This window comes from Pseudomonas sp. dw_612, assembly GCF_018449725.1.
Lineage (GTDB): Bacteria > Pseudomonadota > Gammaproteobacteria > Pseudomonadales > Pseudomonadaceae > Aquipseudomonas.
The window spans coordinates 63672-83881 of sequence record NZ_JAAVVC010000021.1; the positions used below are offsets into that span (position 1 = coordinate 63672).

General features: G+C 57.4%; 34 protein-coding genes and 3 tRNA genes. 28 read left to right on the forward strand and 9 right to left on the reverse strand.

All coding sequences use genetic code 11. The features are described 5' to 3' along the window. Positions 1-78 precede the first annotated feature (78 nt). The 3 genes from HB680_RS25690 to HB680_RS25700 are packed head-to-tail and all read right to left on the reverse strand — an operon-like array spanning position 79 to position 765. Positions 79-300 (reverse strand): hypothetical protein, encoded by a 222-nt coding sequence (locus HB680_RS25690; protein WP_213941213.1) that lies wholly within the window; start codon positions 298-300, stop codon positions 79-81. A 19-nt stretch (positions 301-319) separates the two neighbouring features. Beyond that, positions 320-526 (reverse strand): hypothetical protein, encoded by a 207-nt coding sequence (locus HB680_RS25695; RefSeq protein WP_213941214.1) that lies wholly within the window; start codon positions 524-526, stop codon positions 320-322. Positions 527-555: 29 nt separating this feature from the next. After that, complete coding sequence (locus tag HB680_RS25700; RefSeq protein ID WP_213941215.1) at positions 556-765, reverse strand: Cro/CI family transcriptional regulator; 210 nt, start codon at positions 763-765, stop codon at positions 556-558. Between the two features lie 52 nt (positions 766-817). On the opposite strand from HB680_RS25700, the gene HB680_RS25705 reads away from it, so the two are divergent. From HB680_RS25705 to HB680_RS25820, 25 genes are all read left to right on the forward strand, one after another. Next, a complete protein-coding gene (locus HB680_RS25705; RefSeq protein ID WP_213941216.1) occupies positions 818-1582 on the forward strand; it encodes a S24 family peptidase in 765 nt (254 codons plus the stop codon). 12 nt (positions 1583-1594) lie between these two features. After that, the gene (locus HB680_RS25710; RefSeq protein ID WP_213941217.1) at positions 1595-2125 is read left to right on the forward strand and encodes a hypothetical protein; all 531 of its coding nucleotides are present in this window, start codon (positions 1595-1597) and stop codon (positions 2123-2125) included. A gap of 317 nt (positions 2126-2442) precedes the next feature. Continuing rightward, the gene (locus HB680_RS25715) at positions 2443-2586 is read left to right on the forward strand and encodes a hypothetical protein (protein ID WP_213941218.1); all 144 of its coding nucleotides are present in this window, start codon (positions 2443-2445) and stop codon (positions 2584-2586) included. 239 nt (positions 2587-2825) lie between these two features. Continuing rightward, entirely contained in the window at positions 2826-3458 is a 633-nt protein-coding gene (locus tag HB680_RS25720; protein ID WP_213941219.1) for a pentapeptide repeat-containing protein, read from the forward strand. 288 nt (positions 3459-3746) lie between these two features. Continuing rightward, a complete protein-coding gene (locus HB680_RS25725; RefSeq protein WP_213941220.1) occupies positions 3747-3962 on the forward strand; it encodes a hypothetical protein in 216 nt (71 codons plus the stop codon). Positions 3963-4113: 151 nt separating this feature from the next. Beyond that, complete coding sequence (locus HB680_RS25730) at positions 4114-4320, forward strand: hypothetical protein (protein ID WP_213941221.1); 207 nt, start codon at positions 4114-4116, stop codon at positions 4318-4320. A 21-nt stretch (positions 4321-4341) separates the two neighbouring features. After that, positions 4342-4770 carry a hypothetical protein gene (locus HB680_RS25735; RefSeq protein ID WP_213941222.1) on the forward strand — a complete coding sequence of 143 codons (429 nt, stop codon included), beginning with the start codon at positions 4342-4344 and terminating at the stop codon, positions 4768-4770. Positions 4771-4891: 121 nt separating this feature from the next. Further along, entirely contained in the window at positions 4892-5026 is a 135-nt protein-coding gene (locus HB680_RS32935) for a hypothetical protein (RefSeq protein WP_256735624.1), read from the forward strand. Next, on the forward strand, positions 5023-5382 hold the full coding sequence (locus tag HB680_RS25740) for a hypothetical protein (RefSeq protein ID WP_213941223.1): 360 nt from the start codon (positions 5023-5025) through the stop codon (positions 5380-5382). Before HB680_RS32935 ends, HB680_RS25740 begins: the two co-directional genes overlap by 4 nt. Next, positions 5379-5519, forward strand: coding sequence for a hypothetical protein (locus tag HB680_RS25745; RefSeq protein ID WP_213941224.1), 141 nt, complete (start codon positions 5379-5381; stop codon positions 5517-5519). Before HB680_RS25740 ends, HB680_RS25745 begins: the two co-directional genes overlap by 4 nt. A gap of 117 nt (positions 5520-5636) precedes the next feature. After that, positions 5637-6023: a hypothetical protein gene (locus tag HB680_RS25750; RefSeq protein ID WP_213941225.1), complete on the forward strand. Its 387-nt coding sequence runs from the start codon at positions 5637-5639 to the stop codon at positions 6021-6023. A gap of 166 nt (positions 6024-6189) precedes the next feature. Next, positions 6190-7347, forward strand: a complete 1158-nt coding sequence (locus HB680_RS25755) for a hypothetical protein (RefSeq protein ID WP_213941226.1) — start codon at positions 6190-6192, stop codon at positions 7345-7347. Positions 7348-7355: 8 nt separating this feature from the next. Then, positions 7356-8267 (forward strand): hypothetical protein, encoded by a 912-nt coding sequence (locus tag HB680_RS25760; RefSeq protein WP_213941227.1) that lies wholly within the window; start codon positions 7356-7358, stop codon positions 8265-8267. Next, positions 8264-9031, forward strand: a complete 768-nt coding sequence (locus tag HB680_RS25765; RefSeq protein WP_213941228.1) for a lambda exonuclease family protein — start codon at positions 8264-8266, stop codon at positions 9029-9031. Before HB680_RS25760 ends, HB680_RS25765 begins: the two co-directional genes overlap by 4 nt. After that, on the forward strand, positions 9028-9672 hold the full coding sequence (locus HB680_RS25770) for a hypothetical protein (RefSeq protein ID WP_213941229.1): 645 nt from the start codon (positions 9028-9030) through the stop codon (positions 9670-9672). The genes HB680_RS25765 and HB680_RS25770 overlap by 4 nt, the downstream gene beginning before the upstream one ends. Positions 9673-9727: 55 nt before the next feature. Further along, the gene (locus tag HB680_RS25775) at positions 9728-11038 is read left to right on the forward strand and encodes a DNA cytosine methyltransferase (protein WP_213941230.1); all 1311 of its coding nucleotides are present in this window, start codon (positions 9728-9730) and stop codon (positions 11036-11038) included. Between the two features lie 177 nt (positions 11039-11215). After that, positions 11216-11518, forward strand: a complete 303-nt coding sequence (locus HB680_RS25780; protein WP_213941231.1) for a helix-turn-helix domain-containing protein — start codon at positions 11216-11218, stop codon at positions 11516-11518. A 33-nt stretch (positions 11519-11551) separates the two neighbouring features. Next, positions 11552-11998: a hypothetical protein gene (locus HB680_RS25785; protein WP_213941232.1), complete on the forward strand. Its 447-nt coding sequence runs from the start codon at positions 11552-11554 to the stop codon at positions 11996-11998. Continuing rightward, a complete protein-coding gene (locus HB680_RS25790; RefSeq protein ID WP_213941233.1) occupies positions 11995-12219 on the forward strand; it encodes a DUF551 domain-containing protein in 225 nt (74 codons plus the stop codon). The genes HB680_RS25785 and HB680_RS25790 overlap by 4 nt, the downstream gene beginning before the upstream one ends. Next, positions 12216-13055: a hypothetical protein gene (locus HB680_RS25795; protein ID WP_213941234.1), complete on the forward strand. Its 840-nt coding sequence runs from the start codon at positions 12216-12218 to the stop codon at positions 13053-13055. The genes HB680_RS25790 and HB680_RS25795 overlap by 4 nt, the downstream gene beginning before the upstream one ends. 179 nt (positions 13056-13234) lie before the next feature. After that, positions 13235-13429 (forward strand): hypothetical protein, encoded by a 195-nt coding sequence (locus HB680_RS25800; RefSeq protein WP_213941235.1) that lies wholly within the window; start codon positions 13235-13237, stop codon positions 13427-13429. Further along, entirely contained in the window at positions 13416-13601 is a 186-nt protein-coding gene (locus tag HB680_RS25805) for a hypothetical protein (protein WP_213941236.1), read from the forward strand. Before HB680_RS25800 ends, HB680_RS25805 begins: the two co-directional genes overlap by 14 nt. Beyond that, positions 13598-13990, forward strand: coding sequence for a hypothetical protein (locus HB680_RS25810; RefSeq protein WP_213941237.1), 393 nt, complete (start codon positions 13598-13600; stop codon positions 13988-13990). The genes HB680_RS25805 and HB680_RS25810 overlap by 4 nt, the downstream gene beginning before the upstream one ends. Position 13991: 1 nt before the next feature. Then, positions 13992-14303 (forward strand): helix-turn-helix domain-containing protein, encoded by a 312-nt coding sequence (locus HB680_RS25815; protein ID WP_213941238.1) that lies wholly within the window; start codon positions 13992-13994, stop codon positions 14301-14303. Between the two features lie 74 nt (positions 14304-14377). Beyond that, entirely contained in the window at positions 14378-15286 is a 909-nt protein-coding gene (locus HB680_RS25820) for a site-specific integrase (RefSeq protein ID WP_256735625.1), read from the forward strand. 9 nt (positions 15287-15295) lie between these two features. Here HB680_RS25820 and HB680_RS25825 read toward each other — a convergent pair. From HB680_RS25825 to HB680_RS25835, 3 genes are all read right to left on the reverse strand, one after another. Further along, a tRNA-Leu gene (locus tag HB680_RS25825) sits at positions 15296-15380 on the reverse strand. Positions 15381-15436: 56 nt separating this feature from the next. Continuing rightward, a tRNA-His gene (locus tag HB680_RS25830) sits at positions 15437-15512 on the reverse strand. Positions 15513-15544: 32 nt separating this feature from the next. After that, positions 15545-15621, reverse strand: a tRNA-Arg gene (locus tag HB680_RS25835). Between the two features lie 275 nt (positions 15622-15896). On the opposite strand from HB680_RS25835, the gene folD reads away from it, so the two are divergent. The 3 genes from folD to pbpG all read left to right on the forward strand — a co-directional run bounded on the left by folD (position 15897) and on the right by pbpG (position 18805). Beyond that, positions 15897-16751 carry a bifunctional methylenetetrahydrofolate dehydrogenase/methenyltetrahydrofolate cyclohydrolase FolD gene (folD, locus tag HB680_RS25840; protein WP_123513612.1) on the forward strand — a complete coding sequence of 285 codons (855 nt, stop codon included), beginning with the start codon at positions 15897-15899 and terminating at the stop codon, positions 16749-16751. Between the two features lie 173 nt (positions 16752-16924). Then, positions 16925-17707 (forward strand): methanethiol S-methyltransferase, encoded by a 783-nt coding sequence (mddA, locus tag HB680_RS25845; protein ID WP_213941240.1) that lies wholly within the window; start codon positions 16925-16927, stop codon positions 17705-17707. Positions 17708-17866: 159 nt separating this feature from the next. Further along, positions 17867-18805 carry a D-alanyl-D-alanine endopeptidase gene (gene pbpG, locus HB680_RS25850; protein ID WP_213941241.1) on the forward strand — a complete coding sequence of 313 codons (939 nt, stop codon included), beginning with the start codon at positions 17867-17869 and terminating at the stop codon, positions 18803-18805. Positions 18806-18867: 62 nt separating this feature from the next. Here the strand turns inward: pbpG and HB680_RS25855 are convergent, their stop codons facing one another. From HB680_RS25855 to HB680_RS25865, 3 genes are all read right to left on the reverse strand, one after another. Further along, the gene (locus tag HB680_RS25855; protein ID WP_213941242.1) at positions 18868-19083 is read right to left on the reverse strand and encodes a hypothetical protein; all 216 of its coding nucleotides are present in this window, start codon (positions 19081-19083) and stop codon (positions 18868-18870) included. An 18-nt stretch (positions 19084-19101) separates the two neighbouring features. After that, positions 19102-19308 (reverse strand): DUF6021 family protein, encoded by a 207-nt coding sequence (locus HB680_RS25860; RefSeq protein WP_213941243.1) that lies wholly within the window; start codon positions 19306-19308, stop codon positions 19102-19104. A 93-nt stretch (positions 19309-19401) separates the two neighbouring features. After that, complete coding sequence (locus HB680_RS25865) at positions 19402-20130, reverse strand: peptidase C39 family protein (RefSeq protein WP_213941244.1); 729 nt, start codon at positions 20128-20130, stop codon at positions 19402-19404. Positions 20131-20210: the final 80 nt, after the last annotated feature.

Genomic DNA, 20210 nt, shown 5'->3' on the forward strand with positions numbered 1-20210 from the left:
GTCATGATTCGCTCCACAACGTTGTAACGATGAGCCGGGGCGCAATCCCGGCTTTTTTGTGTCTTGAATTTGGCGTTGCTAATTCGGGTCCGGTGTGGCCCTTTTTTGGCCCAGTAGATTCGTCGCGTTGTTGATCGCGACAATCTTTGCTTTGGGCCTTACTGCCAGGGTTAAACCACCCATGGCGATTCCTTCGATAACCAGCTCCTCAACTGCCCTGTCGAGACTCCATCCGTTCTGTCGAGCTAGTTCCTCGATCTTTTCTCTTACGCCTGGACTCAGGTCTTCGTATTCGAGCACTTGGCCCTCCTTTGGCCCATCAGGCCGCGCTAGACTCTTTCCTGTCCTTGGCCAGCGCCTCGATGGCGCCGTTCTCAACGGCCCACTCAACGAGCATGTAGAGGAGAGTTCCGTGCTGCTTCTCGGCACGGATGGCGGCACGCGCAGTGATCTTGTCGAGCGTGCTGTTGAGGCTGACCTTGTGACGCTTATCGCGGCGATGGTCGTTGGGGTTTGCGTATCCCATAGGACGTTTCCTTTCGTGGTTAAAAGTGGTTATGCGGCGGTTGATTGGTTTACGCCGGTCACAAGCTCGCGGGCAGTGATCGCTCCGCAAGTCAGGTCCTCGGCAAGAAATGCTTTATCCGCGCTAATTGGATGGGTGCCTGTGACCCAGTACGAAACTGTTGGCTGAGAAACACCGAGGGCGAACCCTGTCTTGGTCTGTCCACCGAAGTAGTCAACGAGTCGTTCAATGGGGGTCATTCGAGAGCCCTCCTGATAAGCCTGCTTATATCCTAGTGATGCGGAGGCTTATTTGCAAGAAGATAAGAGGGCTTATAACGTTGTGAAGATGAATACTCTTGCTAATCGCATTAAAATTGCTCGCCAAGGCGCCAGGCTTACCCAGAAGAAGCTCGCTGAGCTCGTGGGCGTCGAACAGCCAGTCATCTCCCAGCTCGAAACCGGGAAGAACCTCCAGAGCGCGCACATAGCGAAGATCGCGCACGCTTGCTCAGTTAGTGCTATATGGCTATCTGATGGAATTGGTGAGATGAAAGGAAGGCTGACGCACATCGAGGCAAACGCTGAGCTGCTCGGAGACATGGAAGCCTGGGAAGAAGGCGAATCGCTGGATGACGACGAGTATGAAATCCCATACTTTGCTGAAGTCGAGTTCGCGGGTGGGCAAGGTATGTCTGAGGTCGTTGAAATTGCCGATCGAAAGCTTCGATTTAGCGGCGCCACATTAAAGGCGGCCGGTGTTGAGGCGAAAAGCGCTGCTTGCGCCAGGATCAAAGGTCGTAGCATGGAGCGCCTAATTCTGGACGGCGCCGCAATTGGTTTTGACTTGGATGACACCACAATCATCGACGGCGAGATCTACGCCTTCAATCAGCTTGGCATGCTGAGGGTGAAGTACCTTCACCGACTGCCTGGCGGTAGCGTGAGAATCCGCAGTGAAAATTCTGAAGACTTTCCGGATGAGGTAATGACCGCCGAGAAATTCGCCAGTGATGTCAGAATGTTGGGTCGGGTCTTCTGGTGGTCAACTGTCAGGCGCTCACCAAGACGCAAATAACATGGAGGTCTCATGCGCAAAATAGCGCCGTTATTGTGCCTTTATATTGCCGCGTCCGCCGGATGCGTCTTACAGATCCCTTCTCCAGCGCTACCTGCGCCAACTCCTGCCCAGCTTTCACAGCACACATCAGAAGCCCCTAAGCAAAAGCCCTTAGAGCTCGGGGATAGCATTGATGGCTGGGTGCAAGTCGCAACCATCGACCAGAATGCTTATCAGGTGCAGGAAGGCTCATTCCGATTCGATGGCGACACAAAAGGAAACACACTGGCCGTGGTCATCGTTCGCGCCATAAACCTTGGCTCAAAAGATATTTCACTATTCCAATGGTCGGTTCCAACGGAGGATTGCATTTCCAATAGGGGAGCATTGGTGATGCATGACATGCAGGGCAATCTCATCGGTAACAATGACTTCGTCTTTGGCGGGGGCACTCTGGCGTCACTGATGGCTGAAACGATTTGCGGGGTTGCCGCCAAGTCTGCCGCACAGCTCAAGCAGCAGCAAAGCAAGCCTTCCAGGCCGAGCGCTCAGTCAATATAAATAGCTAGCTAATACTCACGATCCCGCCTAGCGCGGGATTTTTTTCGTCTACCGAAAAATATATAAGCAATCTTATTGACTGGCTCGATAAGCAGGCTTATATTCATTCCAACGCCACAGAACAACGAGGCGCCAGGGCCTGAAAGGGGCCTCACACGACTGGTGAAGCCGCCAGATAGCCCGGGATCAGCGAAGTGATCTCCAAGCCCTCTCCCCGAGGACCGACTTGAACCAACAGCTCTTTAGAACGGAACAACAGATTTCACTGGCTGGCCTTGGCGACAGGGCCATCAGGAAAATCAACAGAGGACAAAATAATGAGCAAGCAAGAACTCGTAGCAAAAGCTCGCGAAATGAATCGCAACGTGATCGCGCACATCAAGGCCGGTCGCCCATGGACTGCCGACCTTGCGGCTGATCTGCGCGACATCAACATGAAGCACGCACGCAATGCCAAGTAAGCAACCTCCTGCGCATTCACAGAGTGCGCAGCGGGATGCGGATGACCATGCAACATTCCGCGCAACGCGGCCCCCTGCATCCCCCACCTCTAACGAAACACCCAGTCGCGCCTCCAGTAGAGAGCGACCGGATATCAGATGGCTTCCTGCCTGTTTCAGGCTGGCCATCTGGCTTTACAAGTGCTGCTTAAACCCCAGGCAGCACTCGAAAGCCAACATAACCCCGACAAGGAAATACCATGAAACCAATTACCCCTGAACAACTGGCCGAGATTCTCGGCAAACACCGCGCCTGGCTGGATGACGAAGAAGGCGGCGAACGTGCAGGCCTGAGCGACGCCAACCTGCGCGGCGCCAACCTGAGCGACGCCAACCTGAGCGGCGCCAACCTGAGCGGCGCCTACCTGCGCGACGCCAACCTGCGCGGCGCCAACCTGCGCGGCGCCAACCTGAGCGACGCCAACCTGCGCGGCGCCAACCTGAGCGACGCCAACCTGCGCGGCGCCAACCTGCGCGACGCCAACCTGAGCGGCGCCAACCTGAGCGGCGCCAACCTGCGCGGCGCCTACCTGCGCGGCGCCTACCTGCGCGGCGTTAGCACGCTTTGGAACGCCTCTGGCAATGGCTGTGAAATCAAGGCACTTCAGTGCGGAACCTATCCCGTGACGTACACGAATACCCACATGCAGATCGGCTGCCAGATCCACCAAATCGCTGAGTGGTGGACGTTCAGCGCTGCTGAAATTGATCGAATGGATAGCGAGGCAACTGCGTGGTGGTCGGTATGGAAGCCAATATTGCAAAACATTATTGCGTCGGCCCCGGCAGTTCCTGGCGGCGCAGCACCAGATCCAGCAACCGAAGCGTCCTAACCCTCTCCGTACACGTCTTGCCAGACGAAAATGGCCCGATATCTCCATGGTGATGGAGAGGCTGTATCGGAATGGCCACTGTGACAATGCCAGCGCCGTGATTGCAAAGCGGAGTGCTTCAGTGGTCATTCTCATGCAGGTGGATTTCGTCGCATGACAACTTAACGCGGAGGATGCAGCCATGTAACAGATAGCCACGATCCGACGCCTCATGCGCCCGGTCGTTTCGTAGGGAAGGTAAAGCCCGGCTATGTCGGGGTTTTTATTTGGCGATTGGAGGTGAGTGTGATGAGTACAGAAGACGAAAGTGATCCAGCATTTCCGAGCGACAGCAATCGTTACGGCGCGGTTCTTGGAATGACCCTGCGTGATTACTTCGCGGCCAAGGCAATACAGGCAATTATCACCGGGAACAACGCTGACGAATGCTGCATGGGGCTGGGCGCCGCAAAAGATGCCTACGTCGTTGCAGACGCCATGCTCGCAGCGAGGGAGATGCCATGAAACGCACAACCCCCTCACCCCGCAAGCCCCGCCCCGACGTCCACGACTGCGCCAAAGGTCGGATGCATGACGCACCGAGGAAGGTCGTTACCACTATGCCGGGCGGGTATATCGCCTAGGAGATTGAGATGGCAGCGACAGCCGAATACGCATGCGTTCGATGCAAGCAGCCATTCATTGCCCGAACAGCAGACCGGAAGCGCTGACAGGTCAAAACGCGGCCTATCACGAACGACAAAGAGATAACGATGGAATCCCTCAGAGCCGTCGCGGCGACAAGGACTGGGACGACCACAACGACATCATGGATGGATTATCTGATTGGGATTACGGCGCCAGCGATGGCGGTCTGAACTAACCGCCACTACTGGAGGCGATCATGAATGCAAGACTGAATATCTGTCAGGCCGCGCACGACGCGAAGTTGCCTCCAATGGTGAGCGAGACGCCTAAGGAGATTGCGCGGGCTGAGTGGCTGTATGAGGGTGGCGAGCAGCTTGTTCAGCTCCGTACCGGTGTGGCATTCCAGCGCCGTATGAGCCCGCCTCAAGGGGTCAGCATGAAGCAGTTCGCCCTGGCTGTTGATGAGTACGTCAATAAGCGGCTGTCTGACTGCGAGGTTGGTACCACGGCGCTGGGCTGGCTGCTCATTGACGCAAATCGCGGGACTGTCGATTCAGTCAATGTCGACGAACTTCTCGGCAATAGTGACCACCCGCTCGGCAAGCTTGGCGAGATCGCAGAAGCCCTTCTTGAACCGCTTGCTGATGACGCCCTGATCGCCATGGCCGAAGACGCAGAATTATGATCGCCCCCTTCTGGTGTAACGGCCTGATCCTTTGGTTCAACGTGCCACAGCATGGCTACATGGAATGCTTTCACGCATACGAAGACGGGTACTGCTGCCCAATCAAATTTGAGGTGTTGTGATGATCATCGTCGCGAGAAACGCCAAAGCAATGACTGAAGCCCTGAATCGTCAGGGCTTTTTTCTGGTCGCTGATCTGCCTCAGCGCATCTCCATTCAGACCCGGCGCGGCATGCTGGTTGTGAGGTTGTCGTGAGCGAGCAACGGCTGATAGATCTTGCCAAGGCCTATGCCGAGAACCGCACACAGCTGTACAGCAACGCGAAGGCCATTCGCGAGTGTAACGAAGACGGTTACATCAACATGAGCCCTATGCGGGATCGCTACTACGAAGGTGTATGGCTCGATGAAGGAGCCTGCATCCGTTGGAATGGATGGCTACACGCTGTTCAGACGCTGTATGACTTCGACGACCAAGTACTGGGGGATGACCACGCTCATTACCTCATGGCGGTCTTGCTGGACGAGCGGAAATCGATCAAGCAGCGGGCGAACCACCTGAAAAGTCGCCTTCGCCTCATCGGCGCTGAGCTTCTGAGGGCTAAGCCATGAAACGCCTCGCCACCCGCGTCTACACCTTCCGCGAACTGATGAAGCGACTGGACTCCGATGTCTTCTACGTCGTCGAGTCTGAAGAAGAACCCGATCAGCACTTCACCTTCGTGCCGATCCAGTACAAGGGGAAATGAGATGAAGACGTTCTACTGGATTCTCGCTTTCGGCCTGACCATCTTGCTGATGCAGTACAGCCTGTTCAAGGAGGACGGCGAGCCGAGACAGTTCAGCCTTCCTGCGGCGGTGGCGAGATGAGCGACCTTTTCAGGCCTAGAAAGGAATTAGTGGTCAAGGTTTGGAATGCAAGCGATGACGACGAACCATTCATCTGTGCGGTGAATGGCGAGGTCACAATTGATGCTCTAGCTGAGATCGAGGAAGAACTCAAAGGCGAGCATGAGTTCAGCAGCGGCCCCGGCGAATACGTTTACTGCGCCTGCTATGACCAAGGCGAAAGTGATGAATTCGGCAATGTTCTTTTCCGGCGTTATTGGGAGCTGACAGAAGTCTCTTTCGAAAAGCCAGACTGGATGTCAATGACTCATGAGCCCGACAAGCATGTGCCGCAGACCGGCGAGCCCTGCACTGATTGCGGTTCGGCTTCCTGCTCATTCAAGCACAACTGCTTTCCATTCTGAGGTGAAGCTATGACCTCCTACCAGCGCGCCAAACGCATCATCATCTGGTGCGGCTCAGCCATCGTCCTTCTCGGCACCATCTTCGTAATGCTGGCCAGCGCATACGTCAGCACCCTCACCCAATAACTCGAACTCATACGCCGCCTGCATGGCGGGGAGAACCGTCATGTCTGCTAATCAACTTGCCGTCACCATCGACGACATCAGTGAAGCCAATGCTCCAGCGATCTACGTGAAAGACGGCCTGAAGCCATTCCTGCAAGCGGTTAAGGAGGAAGTCAGCTCTCAGGTGCCGGACCTCAAGACTGCCAAAGGTCGCGAGCGTATCGCATCGCTGGCTGCCAAGGTCAGTAAGTCCAAGGTCGCCGTCGAGAAGCCCGGCCGCGAGTACCTGAAGCGTCTGAAGGAAATGCCGAAGGTGGTCGAGGCCGAGTTGCGCGAGTTCGTTGATGCTATGGACGCGCTGCGGGATGAGACGCGCCAGCCGCTGACAGACTGGGAAGCTGAACAGCAGGCCCGCAAGGACAAGCACGTTGACGGCATCCAGGCCATGAAAGACTTTTTGATTTTTGAAGGTGCTCCGAGTGCCGGCCAGGTCTGCCACATTATTGCCATCCTTGAATTGGTGGCGATCAATGATAGCTGGGAAGAGTTCTTGGCCGAGGCAGCATCGGTAAAGGACGAGACTCTGGCGAAGCTGCGCACCCTGCACGGAGAGCGCACCCAATACGAAGCAGAACAGGCCGAACTGGTCCGCTTGCGTGCCGAGGCCGAAGCACAGGCTCAGCGTGACCACGAGGCAGAGATTACCCGCGTAGCCGCTGAGCAGGCCCGTATCGAAGCAGAGCAGCGCGCTCAGGCAGCACGTGATGCTGCCGCCAAGCGTGAGCAGGAACTGATTGACCAAGCCGCAGCCGCACAACGCGCAACTGAGCAGGCCGCGCGGGACGCCGAGGCTTTGGCAGAACGTCAACGCCTGCAACTGGAGCTGCAAGCCGAACAGGCCCGCACAGCCGCCGCCCAAGCCGAAGCCAATCGCATTGCAGCAGAACAGCGAGCCGAGCAGGAGCGCATCGCCGCAATCCAGCGCCAGGAACAGGCAGTGGAACAAGCGCGCCAGAACGAACTGGCCCGCCAAGCCGCAGCGGTAGCCTTCGAGCTGGAGCAGGCTCAAGCCCGCGAAGCCGACAAGGCCCACAAAGCTCGGATCAATCGCGCCGCATTGGACGCCTTCATCGCTGGCGGCATGCCTGAGTCGTGCGCCAAGCAGGCCGTCACCCTCATCGCTCAGCGCAAGATCCCCGCCGTTTCCATCACTTACTAGAGGTCGCCATGAACGAAATCATCCAGATGCCAGTGCGCGAGGCCTCAGGTCTTACCGCCGCAGAAACTCACCGGTTCTCGGCCGTAGAGATCCGCCAGCGCGTGAACCTGGTGCAGGAAGTGATGCAGGGCATCATGAAGCGCGAGACGCACTACGGCACGATCCCAGGCACGCCGAAGCCTACGCTATACAAGCCCGGCGCCGAAGTTCTCTGCGTAACCTTCCGCGTTGCGCAGGAATACGAAATTGAGGACCTGTCCATCGAGGGCGTGGCGCGCTACCGGGTTACCTGTGTTGGACGCCACCAGATTTCCGGCATTGCGCTCGGCGAAGGGGTTGGCGAGTGCTCATCTGGCGAAGAGAAATACAAGTGGCGCAGGGCGGCGTGCAAAGCCGAGCTGGACGCAACCCCTGAAAACCTGCGCCGGAAGAAGTATTACAATAACGGTAACACCGTCGACCAGATCCGCACCGAGCCGGCCGACTTGGCCAACACCATCCTAAAGATGGCCTGCAAGCGAGCCATGATCGCCATGACGTTGAACGTTACCGCCGCCTCGGACATCTTCACGCAGGACATTGAAGACCTGCCGGAAGAGTTGCGGCCGCAGGAAAGCGCCCAGACCAGCAATCAAAAGCCAGGCCCGGCGCCACATGACCCAGAACTGGCCGCCCACTGGATCGCGCAAGCCAATGCAGCGGCAACACCCGAAGCGCTAACTGAAGTATGGAAGGCCGGCGTATCGGCCATCAACGAGGTCAAAGACATGACCTCTTACGAGGCATTCAAGGTGGCTGTCGGCGCTCGCGGCGTGACACTGAAAGCTGAAGACGCAAAGCCTGATACGGACGTCAAACCAGTAACCGAAACGACTGTTATCTCTGACGATGAGGTTGAGTTTGAGGAGGTCGAAGAATGATCCAGATCAACTGTACGCAGGGGTCGGATGTCTGGCTTCAGGAGAGGTCTGGATGCATTACAGCCAGCATGTTCTCCACGGCTCGCTCCAAGGTGAACGGCCTGACAGTTCAGCAGCAGAAGTACGTGACGGCGATGCTCGAAGGTCGCAGCGAAAGTCAGGCCCGCGACATTGCCGGCTACAAGGCAGGCCCGAAGGCGGAAGTGGTACAGCGTGCCCTTGACGGCGAAACCGTTGGCGAGCCTTCATCGGCCGCCCTCGACTACGCCTTCCAGTTGGCAGTTGAGCGCATCGGCGGCAAACCGCTCGACAATGGGTTTGAAACTTGGCAGATGCGCCGAGGCCATGAACTGGAGCCTGAAGCACGCATGGAGCACGAAATCCAAACCGGGCTGATCGTTACGCAGGTCGGACTAGTCAAGACGGATGACGGGGCTTTTGGGGCCAGCGCCGACGGCTTTATCGGCGATGACGGAGGTGCAGAATACAAATGCTTTCTCGCTCCAGAAAAACTGCGCGGGTTCCATATCGACAACGACGCCAGCGATGTTATCGACCAGGTGCAGGGCTGCATGTGGATAGCTGAGAAAAAATGGTGGCATCTCGGCATGTACTGTCCGCTACTCAAGCCAGTTGGCCGCCAGCTCTGGCTGCAAGAGTTCAAGCGCGATGACGACTACATCGAAAAGCTGGAGGAAGACCTGTGGCAATTCAAGCTTCTGGTCGATGAGTACGAGGCCAAACTGCGGAGTAAAGCAGCATGAACGCCTACATCAGCAACGATCTGAACATGGTCAAGGCGCTTGATCCTGAGCGCCATCGTATTGCACTGGCCCGCGAAGAGTTCCTGAAAAAAGGAGGGACTATTGAGGTGTTGCAGGGGCCAAGCTTCATACCCCACCCTGTACGCCATGAGCCGCTGCCAAGGGTTGTGGTGGTCAAGGATACAACTCCGAAACCGCCTACTGCCGCCGCGATTCGACAGAAGACCAAGCGCCAGCGTGAACGAGACGAACGGGCGATCGAACGAGCAGTAGAGCGCGAACAACAGACGGAACGAGCGCGAAAACTCGCTGAAACCATGACCTACGCCCAGGCACAGGAAGCGACGGGGCTCTCCAGAAAGCTCCTGACTACCCTCGCCAAGGAAGGCGTCTTTCGATTCCAGAACGCGGCCTATCGCGGCCTTCGAAACCTGGTTCCGGTCACGATCGATGCCGCACAGGATGAAAAAGACGCCGAGCGCATAAAGTCTCTCGCGGAGGAAGGCCTGTCACGCACTCAGGCCATGAATCAAATCGGCATGTGCTTTAACCGATTCAACCGCCTCCTGACCCAATTCAATATCGACTATCCGAAACGCCGCAAAGGCCCTCATCCGGCCTTCTTCGCCAAGCAGCAGTAAACCAACCCACCTGTCGCATCCAGTCATTGGAGGGCGGCGCCTGACTGGAGCAATCATGGAAATCACTTACGGCTCGGTCTGCTCAGGCATCGAGGCGGCAACGCTTGCATGGAAGCCTCTCGGGATGCGCGCAACCTGGTTCGCCGAAATCGAAGCGTTCCCCAGTGCAGTACTCGCCCACCATTACCCGAACACGCCGAATCTCGGCGACATGACAAAGCTCGGGGCCCTGGTCCTGGCTGGAAAGATTCCCGCTCCCGACGTACTGGTCGGCGGGACACCCTGCCAGGCTTTCAGTGTCGCCGGCATGCGCCAGGGTCTGCTCGACCCGCGCGGCGCCCTCACCATCAAATACGTGGAGCTCGCAGATGCAACTGACTATGTTCGCGCCAGCCACCGAAAGCCCCCCTGTGTCATCGTCTGGGAAAACGTCCCCGGCGTCCTCAGCGACAAAGGGAACGCCTTCGGATGCTTTCTTGGCGCGCTTGCTGGGGAAGACTGCGAGCTGCAGCCTTCAGGGAAAAGGTGGCCGGACGCTGGTTGTGTGTATGGACCCAAAAGAACAATCGCGTGGCGGGTCCTGGACGCCCAATATTTCGGCTTGGCCCAACGACGCCGTCGTGTGTTTGTTGTCGCAAGTGCTCGAGACGGATTCGATCCCACCGAGGTACTTTTTGAGCGAGAAGGCATGCGCCGGGATACTGCGCCGCGCCGAGGCGAGGGGCAAGACATTACCGGAACAGCTCCTTTCGGCCCTGCACTCCAGTGCGGATGTGGATACGTCTTCGCTGAATCCCTAGGCCAATACGGATGCCCAAACTGCGAGGGTGATGAAGGTCCGGCGGTCGATATGTTTGGCGGCATCCCGGCATTCGGCGGGCATAGCCTGGGTGGCTCGATCGAGCGGGCGGCAACGCTCACCGCCAAGGACAGCCGGCTCGATATCGAAAGCGAAACGTTCTTTGTACAGAGCTTCGTGGCTGACGATTACAAGGAGGGAACATTCTCCGCCTCAGATGTGTCCAGGCCACTCACCACTAGCGCTGACAGGTCGCGCGCCACGCCTTTAGTCGCTGATATTTCGCCAACCCTTCGCTCCGGAAACATGCGCAACAACAGCAACCCCGTCACGGAGATTTCCATGCTGGTGGGTGACACAGCCGTGCGCCGCCTCACTCCTGTTGAATGCGAGCGCCTGCAGGGCATGACCGACGACTACACCCTGATCCCTTGGCGCGGCAAGCCTGCTGAGGAATGCCCGGACGGCCCGCGCTACAAGGCGATCGGGAACAGCAAGGCGGTAACCGTCGTTCGCTGGATCGGCCAGCGCCTACTGAAACAGATCACTCCCAGCCCTTACGGCTAAACCCTTCCAATTCAACCTCACCCCCTCCGGGAGGCCCTATGTCATCCAAAGGAAAGCTCGCCGCCGGCTACATGGAACTCCACAACGCATGCAGCATCTGCGGCCGCCCTCGCAGCACCGGAAACCACGAACGCTGCTCGAAAGCCCGGCAGCGGGAACACGCACGGAGGAATGACCATGACAGCCAAACTGTCGCCTGACTCGATCGGGCTGATTTTCACGATGCACGCCGCCGGGCATCCGGTCGTGCACATCTCTGACGCGGCTGGATGCTCGTACTCCACTGTCGTGCGCTACCTCAACGCAGCCTGGATCGTGCTTGGGAACAAGGGTAAGCCAAAGCAGCTCACGGCCGAGTATCTGGCTCTCGGGCTGGGCATGAAGGCTAAAGGCGCTACGTGGTACGACGTCGAGCAGCATGTCGGATTCCACCGATCGACATTCCACAGTCAGCTTCGGGCTCAGCGCGCCCAACAATAACCGCCCTATCGGGCACAGCAGATTGGAGAAATTATGGACACTGTGAGCAGCAACATTCGCGCATTTTTGCAAGATGCTGCGGCCAAGGAAAACCTTGAGCTTTCCACTGATCGTGATATCTGGAAGGCCGAAGCCGAACGTCTTCAAACCGGTTACGACGCCGCCCAATACGAGTTGACCGAATCAAAGCGCTACCTTGAAAACTGGAAACTCAAGGCTTGCGAGGCTTCCGAGCGTGAGGCTGCATTGCGGGAAGAGCTGGCCGGTATGAAGGAAACCGTGGCCCTGTTCGAATCCGAGTTTTCGAAGCAGTCACTCAGCCTGACAGCCGCCGAGCAGCGGAATGCGGAGCTAGTCGAGTTGTTGCGTGATATCCGAAAAGGGATTGACGACGATACGGAGTCAGAGATTGGGTTTTTAACTTACAAGGCCATTGATGCGCTATTGGCACAACCCACCGAATCGGAAGCAAGCGAATGAGCGACTGGATTAGCTGTAAAGATCGGCTCCCGACAAAAACTGGGATTTATCCAGCATGCTCCATGCATCCGCAGCGAACCTTCGAGGCTGAAAACTGGATCGAAATGCTTTACGAGTTCGATGCCGACGCCAAGCGTGGCGAAACACCATGGCAGCATGGATCTGGTTTTTATGATGGCGCTATCACCCACTGGATGGATCTGCCGGAGGCACCGAAATGACCAACGATAAAACCGTAACCATGTCGCGGGAGCTGGCGGAGCGCGTCGAAGCCGCCATGCTGAACGGCCTTCACGAAAGCACCCCGATAATCAAAGAGTGGCGCGCCCTGCTCACCAACCATAGCGAGGAACCGCTCGGGGTGGTTGAGCACGCTCACGAATGGGATATAAATTCAGAAGGGACGGCAACGGTGTGCGGTATTTGTGATATGCGCTCCAGCGATGAACCTTCCCTGCGCGAGCACTGCAAGCAATGCGCCGAGGTCGTGAAGACCTGGCCTGAGTCGAAGCGCAATTGCCTGGGCAAGGTTGAGCCTGTCGTCGAGCGGCGTCCTGTCTGCCATGCATGCGTCAGCCGGCCGCGTGACGAGTTCTGCAATGTGTGCGATCCAGCCTCGCCGCCCGAACTCGCCGAACTGCAAGCCACCATCGCACGGCTGACGGCGGACAAAGAAACGATGCGCGCCAAGAACAACGAGTTGAACGATACGGTTGAGAGGCTGAAGGGTGGGCAGGGTGAGACGGTGGTGATGCCTGAGCGAGCCACGTTCGAAAGGTGGATTATCGGCGAATGGCCTTCAGCACCATTGCGCTACGTGCGTGATGCGCTTCCGGAGGATGATCCGCTTTACGGCACCTACTGCGACGAACCACTTCAGCGCGCATGGGTTGGATGGCAAGCTCGCGCAAAATTCAGAACGCAATTTACGGTCCCAGACCGCAAACCACGAACTGCGGCCGACTGGGAAGAGCTTGATCGTATCGATCTTGCGGATGATGCACAGTTTGCCGGCTGGAACGCCTGCCTCGACAAGGTCAAGGAGCTGAATCAATGATCCTTAAAGCAATCGCCATCAGCCTGCTCTTCGGCTGGCTTCCACTGTCCTTGGCGTTTCATTGGGTGGCGGCATGATCGCCCTAACCTGGTTCTACTTCGTCTACGTCCGCTAACCCATCCAGGTGTAAACCCCTAATTCAATCTCAACTCTGCCGCACATCGCGGACTGGAGCCCATATGTCTCGCATTGAAGAAAGAGAAGGCTGGAACCTGGCTGATCAGTTGATCGAGGCCGGTCGCCAAGTAGACCCCATATTCGGCGGAGTCGAGCGGGTTATCGCCAACATTGAACGCACTGCCGCGATGAGGCCGGAAGGTTATCGGGCAGGCATCCAGAAACGCATCGAGGTGGAACGCCATGGCAACTGCTGAACTGCACGGCCAGAAAATCAACTGCTTCGAGCAGGGCTATGCGGCGTTTCTGAAAGGCCTGAGCCTCAAGCAAAACCCGTTCGATACGGAAAACGACACATCGCCATTCTCCAAGCAGAGATGGATTGACGGTTGGAATAAAGCGCAGCGTGAATCGTGGAGAAGATCATGAGCACAAAACACCAACCATGCGGTAAGCCGGGCTGCCTGAACTGCTTTTCTTCAACACTAAATATGCAGCCAGGGCAGGCTCTGATGCAGAACATGCAAGCACCTATCCACCCACTCCAGCAGTGCCTGCGCGACAACGGCGACATGATCGCGCTACAGGCCACAGTTGCCCAGCAGGCGCAGATGATCGAATTCCTGAAGGCTGAGTCAGCAGCCAAGTTCTCCGCCGTAGACATGGGCACCGCTGCGGCTGACGGGTTCAGGGATGGGGCGGCGAGTCTGCTGCCGATCTTGGAAATGGCTCGGTCATATGTTGGCATTGAAGGCTCCGACGCGGAACTGGCTCAGCTTGATTGGGCAATCCACGCCATCACTGGCAAGGAGGGTTGAGATGAAGCTGATTTCGATCTCTCAAGCAGCCGAAATCCTGAGCATCGGGCGAACAACGGCCTATGCGCTGGCAAAGTCCGGGAAAATTCCCTGCGTGCGGGGCTTCGGCCCCCTGCGCGTCCACTACGAAAAGCTAGTCCAGATGATCGAAGACGGTATCCCTGATACCCTCGCCGATGCGGGCGGCGTATCCAAGGAGAAGATATGCCCTATAAAAGAGGAAAAACGTGGTGGATCAGTTTCACCGCAGCAGATGGCACGTATGTTAGACGCTCTGCTGGCACCGAAGACTACGCAGCAGCCAAGGCCATAGAGCAGGAGCATCGCGGCGCGGCATGGCGTCAGAAGGAGTTGGGGGTTGATCCCCCACGTACCTTCGAGGAAGTAATGATTGAGTACCTGGGGAATGCGAAGACCGCACAGAAAAGCTTTGAAACCACGCAGCACCGGGTGAAGTCGCTGCAACGGCATTTCGCCGGCATGATGATGAATGAGCTGTCTGGGAAGGATGTTCGAGAGTATTCAGCGATCAGGGCCAAGGCAGGCAAGTCCGCAGCGACCGTAAACCGTGAGTTGGCGGCGTTGTCGGCGGCGATCAACTGGTGCGTGACCGAGCTGGAGTGGAAACTGCCCAACCCGGTACGCGGCAGAAAGCTCAAGGAGCCGGAGGGACGGGTGCGCTGGATCACTCGCGCCGAAGTTGATGGATTGTGCCGCATGGTGCGCAAGCAGCGGTTTGGCGACATGCTGGAGGACTTCATCCGACTGGCGGTGAACACGGGGTGTCGCAAGGAGGAAATGTTGGGCTTGGAATGGCGCCGGGTCGATTTTGCCAACCGGCTGATCTATCTGGACGGAGAGCATACCAAGGCGGCAAAGCGCCGGAGTATCCCGCTGAATGAGGGGGCGCTGTCAGCGCTGAAGGGGAGAATGGCGATGCGGGCCGAACACTGCCCGACAACGCCATGGGTTTTTACGAGGAAAAACGGGGCAAGGGTGGCAGATCCTTCGACGGGATTCGACAACGCCTGCGCCAAGGCCAGCATTACGGATTTCACCATACACGACTTGCGCCACACCTGCGCCGCGTGGCTGGTGTCGGCGGGCGTACCGCTGATCGAAATACGGGATTTGCTGGGGCATTCGACAATCCAGATGACCGAGAAATACGCCCACCTGGCACCGGCCAGAGTGCGCGAAGCGGTCAACGTATTGGATCTGGGCTTGTCACAATCTCGCTACAGCGAGAATCCAACGGCGTTACAGGAGGGTCATCTAAGGCTGGTAAAGCCTTGATTTTAAAGGTGGTGCGGATGAAGAGACTCGAACTCTTACACCTTGCGGCGCTGGAACCTAAATCCAGTGTGTCTACCAATTCCACCACATCCGCGCTTGAAGCTGTTAAAGCAAAGGCGCCAGACTGTTAATCTGGCGCCTTTCGAAATATGGGGTGGACGAAGGGGATCGAACCCTCGACAACGGGAGTCACAATCCCGTGCTCTACCAACTGAGCTACGCCCACCATATTGCGCTACTTGTGCCAAAGCTGCCTAATGGCGCACCCGGCAGGACTCGAACCTGCGACCATCCGCTTAGAAGGCGGATGCTCTATCCAGCTGAGCTACGGGCGCCTTATTAATCTGTACTCTTGGAGGACTACAAACTAAGTGCTTTCCAGCCTCGCAGAACCGTAATCCCGCTTGACCTTCTCATCCAGTGCTAGGCTGTGCCCGACAAGTGCGACGAATAGTATAGAGCGCCCCAGAGGCCGTCAAATCCTTTTTAAAAAAAATTCATTTAATTAAAGGGCTTAGAGGAATTTGCAGACCAAGCGCCTTTGCCCTTGCCGCCTGACATGCGAGAATGCGCCCTCTTTTTTTCCCCTCTCGATGGTTAATCACGCGCAATGACTGCACAACTAATCGACGGCAAGTCAATCGCCGCCAGCCTGCGCCAGCAGATCGCCAAACGAGTTGCCGAACGTCGCCAGCAAGGTCTGCGCACGCCCGGCCTCGCGGTGATCCTGGTCGGCAGCGATCCTGCCTCTCAGGTTTATGTCTCGCACAAGCGTAAAGACTGTGAAGAGGTCGGCTTCCTGTCGCAAGCCTACGACCTGCCTTCTGAAACCACTCAAGAAGCGCTAACCGATCTGATCGATAGCCTGAACGACAACCCGGCCATTGACGGCGTTCTGCTTCAGCTTCCTTTGCCTGCCCACCTGGACGCCTCCAAATTGCTGGAGCGCATTCGTCCGGATAAAGACGTCGATGGCTTCCACCCTTATAACGTCGGTCGCCTGGCTCAACGCATTCCCCTGCTGCGCCCCTGCACGCCCAAAGGCATCATGACCCTGCTGGAAAGCACCGGGGCTGATCTTTACGGGATGGACGCGGTGATTGTCGGCGCCTCCAACATTGTTGGCCGCCCGATGGCGATGGAACTGCTGCTGGCCGGCTGCACCGTCACCGTCACCCACCGCTTCACCAAGGATCTCGCCGGCCATGTCGGCCGCGCCGATCTGGTCGTGGTGGCCGCCGGCAAGCCGGGCCTGGTCAAGGGTGAATGGATCAAGGAAGGCGCGATCGTGATCGACGTCGGCATCAACCGCCAGGAAGACGGCAAACTGGTGGGTGACGTGATCTACGAAACCGCCCTGCCCCGCGCAGGCTGGATCACTCCGGTTCCGGGCGGTGTCGGCCCGATGACCCGTGCCTGCCTGCTGGAGAACACCCTGTACGCAGCGGAAACCCTGCACAGCTGAGTTCGCTGGCATGCTGCACAAACAGAGCCCCGCTATTGCGGGGCTTTGTTGTTTTTGAGCTCTGGGCAAACAGCCTGCGAACTTTCGGAATAAAATACCGGCAGACAAATAAACGACCTAAAGACGCCAACAAGGCAACCGGATACCAATGGCACCTTCGCCAGGAGTCGTCCATGAAGCCAAAAAATCACTTGATCTCTTCCACGGAAAAGCTGGCGGGACTGCTTTATAGCCTGTGCAGTTACCTGCTGTTCCTGCTCACCGCGCTGTACCTGATCGGTTTTCTCTCCGGTATCGGCGTACCCAAGGACATTGATTCGGGCCCCGGCCTCGATTGGCCGCTGGCCTTCATCATCGACACCTTGTTGATTACGCTGTTTGCCATCCAGCACAGCGGCATGGCACGACAGCGTTTCAAACGCTGGTGGACCACACATATCCCGGCCCCCATCGAGCGCGCGACCTATGTATTGTCGACGTGTCTGGTGCTCATAGTGCTTTTCTGGCTGTGGCAACCGATGGCAACGCCTGTCTGGAGCATGACGTCCACATGGAGCCGCGGATTGCTCATGGCTTTGTTCTGGTTGGGCTGCGGCGTCGTGGTGCTTTCCACCTTCCTGATCAGTCATTTCGAATTGTTCGGCATAACCCAGGCACTCAGCGCCTGGCACTCGGCCAGACCAGACAACCCCATCTTCAAAACCCCTTTGCTCTATAAATGGGTCCGCCACCCCTTGTATCTGGGATTTCTGATGGTGTTCTGGGCTACACCCGACATGACCGCCGGACATCTTTTGTTTGCGCTACTGGGCACGATCTACATCCTGATCGGGGCTCATTTTGAAGAGAAAGATCTGGTGAATCTGTTTGGCGAGCGATACCAGCGCTATCAACAAAAAGTCGCGATGCTTGTACCTCTGGCCAAACGCAAACCGGATCGCGAGAAAGACGAATAACAACTGAACAATCCAGCACAAAAAACATTAAATTTTCTTCATATAAAGCGCTCGCCATACAGGCGCCTAGCGCTTTCGTGGCTCATACTCCTAGAATGCGTCGTTTTTAAGAAACAGCCCGTAACAAAACGGCATATCCACCCTTATGAGTTCGCCCGCGTGAAAATCCGTCTTTCCATCCTGAGTCTATTTTTTGCATTTACAGGGACTGTTATCACGCCAATGACCCATGCCGCGGAAACCACCGCGGCACCGCGAGACGCGTCACAACTGAAGATCGCTTCCGGCAGCGCCTTGCTGATGGATTTGCAGACCAACAAAGTCATTTATGCCAACAACCCGGACGTGGTCGTGCCCATCGCCTCGGTCAGCAAATTGATGACCGGCCTGGTGGTGGTTGAAGCGCACCAGAACATGGATGAATACATCAACGTCGACATCAGCCACACGCCGGAAATGAAAGGTGTGTTCTCCCGGGTCAAACTCAACAGCGAACTGCCGCGCAAGAAAATGCTGTTGATCGCACTGATGTCCTCGGAAAACCGTGCCGCCGCCACCCTCGCCCACCACTACCCGGGCGGTTATGTCGCGTTCATCGCGGCCATGAACGCCAAGGCCAAGGCGCTGGGCATGAGCAGCACCCACTTCGTTGAACCAACCGGGCTCTCCCCGCGCAACGTATCCACGGCGCGGGACCTGAGCAAACTGCTGATCGCCGCGCACAAATACCCATTGCTGACCGAACTGACCACCACCAAGGAAACCACCGTTGCGTTCCGTAAACCCAATTACACCTTGGGCTTCCACAACACCGATCATTTGGTGAACAAGGCCAATTGGGACATCAAGATCACCAAGACCGGTTTCACCAATGAGGCCGGTCACTGCCTGGTGCTGGTGACCAGCATGGGCAATCGCCCGGTGGCGTTGGTGATTCTTGATGCGTTCGGCAAGTACACCCACTTTGCCGATGCCACCCGGATTCGCAGCTGGGTCGAAACCGGCAAGAGCACTAACGCACCGTCGGTGGCCTTGCAGTACAAAGCCGCGAAGAATCTGAAGCAGCGTCAAAGCGGTGTGGTTGAAGCCTCGAAATAGGCCAGCAACAGCACACAAAAAACCCCGATCAGTCGGGGTTTTTTTCATCGTGAATAAGTGAATTAGTCGTTGGGCAACGGCATCTGGTCATCATCGGGAATGCCGTCGCCGGCACTTGGGTCTTTCCAGCCTTGCGGAGGCTCCGTCGGCACCACCATTGGGCGCGCCAGTGGATCGCGCAACGGGCTGTCGGGGTCCAACACTGGATCGATGTCGTCCTCGGGTGTGGTCGGCACGCTGTCCGGACGTTTGTCGTCAAAACTCGAATCAGTAGACATAAGCCACCTCCTTGCGCATCAGGGTTTGAGATCAGCCAGCGGGTCGTAGGGCTTTGCAGGTTTCTTGTCGTCGTCACCCGGCTTGATATCCTTGGGCGCCTTCGCAGGCCCGATGGGATCGACCTGCGGGTCGGCAAGGTCCGGGGAATCGGGATCGAACCCCAGGTCATGGCCGGACGAATGCTCGGACGAGTGTGGGCCGCTTGGGGTAGAGGAATTTGCCATGGGACGCCTCCTGGAATCTGGCCCGGAAAAATCCGGGCGTTATCCTTAAGAGGCCAAGGGCGCGCGACGGTGCCCTGAAGATGACGAACGGAGCTACTGAGCCTTCAACGCCTTGGTCGCCCGGGTTGCTGCCTGCTCCTGACCGGCCTGACCCAGATCACTCGCGGCCTTGAGCCAGCGCTGTTCATCGACCTTGGCCGGAATCTGGTTTGGCTTCTGAATCAGCACGGCCCAGCCGCCGGCGTCCTTGAAGGACGATTCAAACGAACTGAAGCTCTTCAGCAACCGGCGGTCCATGCCGGAACGCAACAGCACCGTCTGTTTCTGCCGGTCGTACCCGGCGAGGATGGCGTAACGCGGCTCGGCCCAGAACGCCGAACCTTCAGTGAAACGCACCATCACCGGATAACCGGCCGCAACCTGGGTCAACAACGCGGGCAGATTGTTGTCGAGGGGATACACCACCATGCCGTATTCGCGGGCCAGGTTCTGCATGTTTTGCTGCAACTGCGCCTCGGCGCCGGGCAAATGCAGGGGTTTTTCCAGCAGCCCCGGCGTAATCACCACGCCCTGCTGGGACAATATGCTGGCCAACACCTGCGGCCCGCTTTGATTGGCCTGGCCGCGGTAGAACGTACCGCTGAGTTCAACGCGCTCTGGCAGTCGCTTGACCTCAGGCGCCACGCTGCCGGCGCAACCGCTCAACGCAGCAACGCAACCCGCTACCAACGCAGCCATTCGAATTCGAGAAAATACCCGCACCATCATCACTCTCTTGTTCAGACGCCAGGCAATCGTGCCCCCGGCTTGGCCATTGATCATAGGATGCCGCGCGGCAGCGGTATAGCCTAAACCGGCAGTTGTTTGCATTCGATAGAGCGAACGGGTTGGTGACAGGCGAC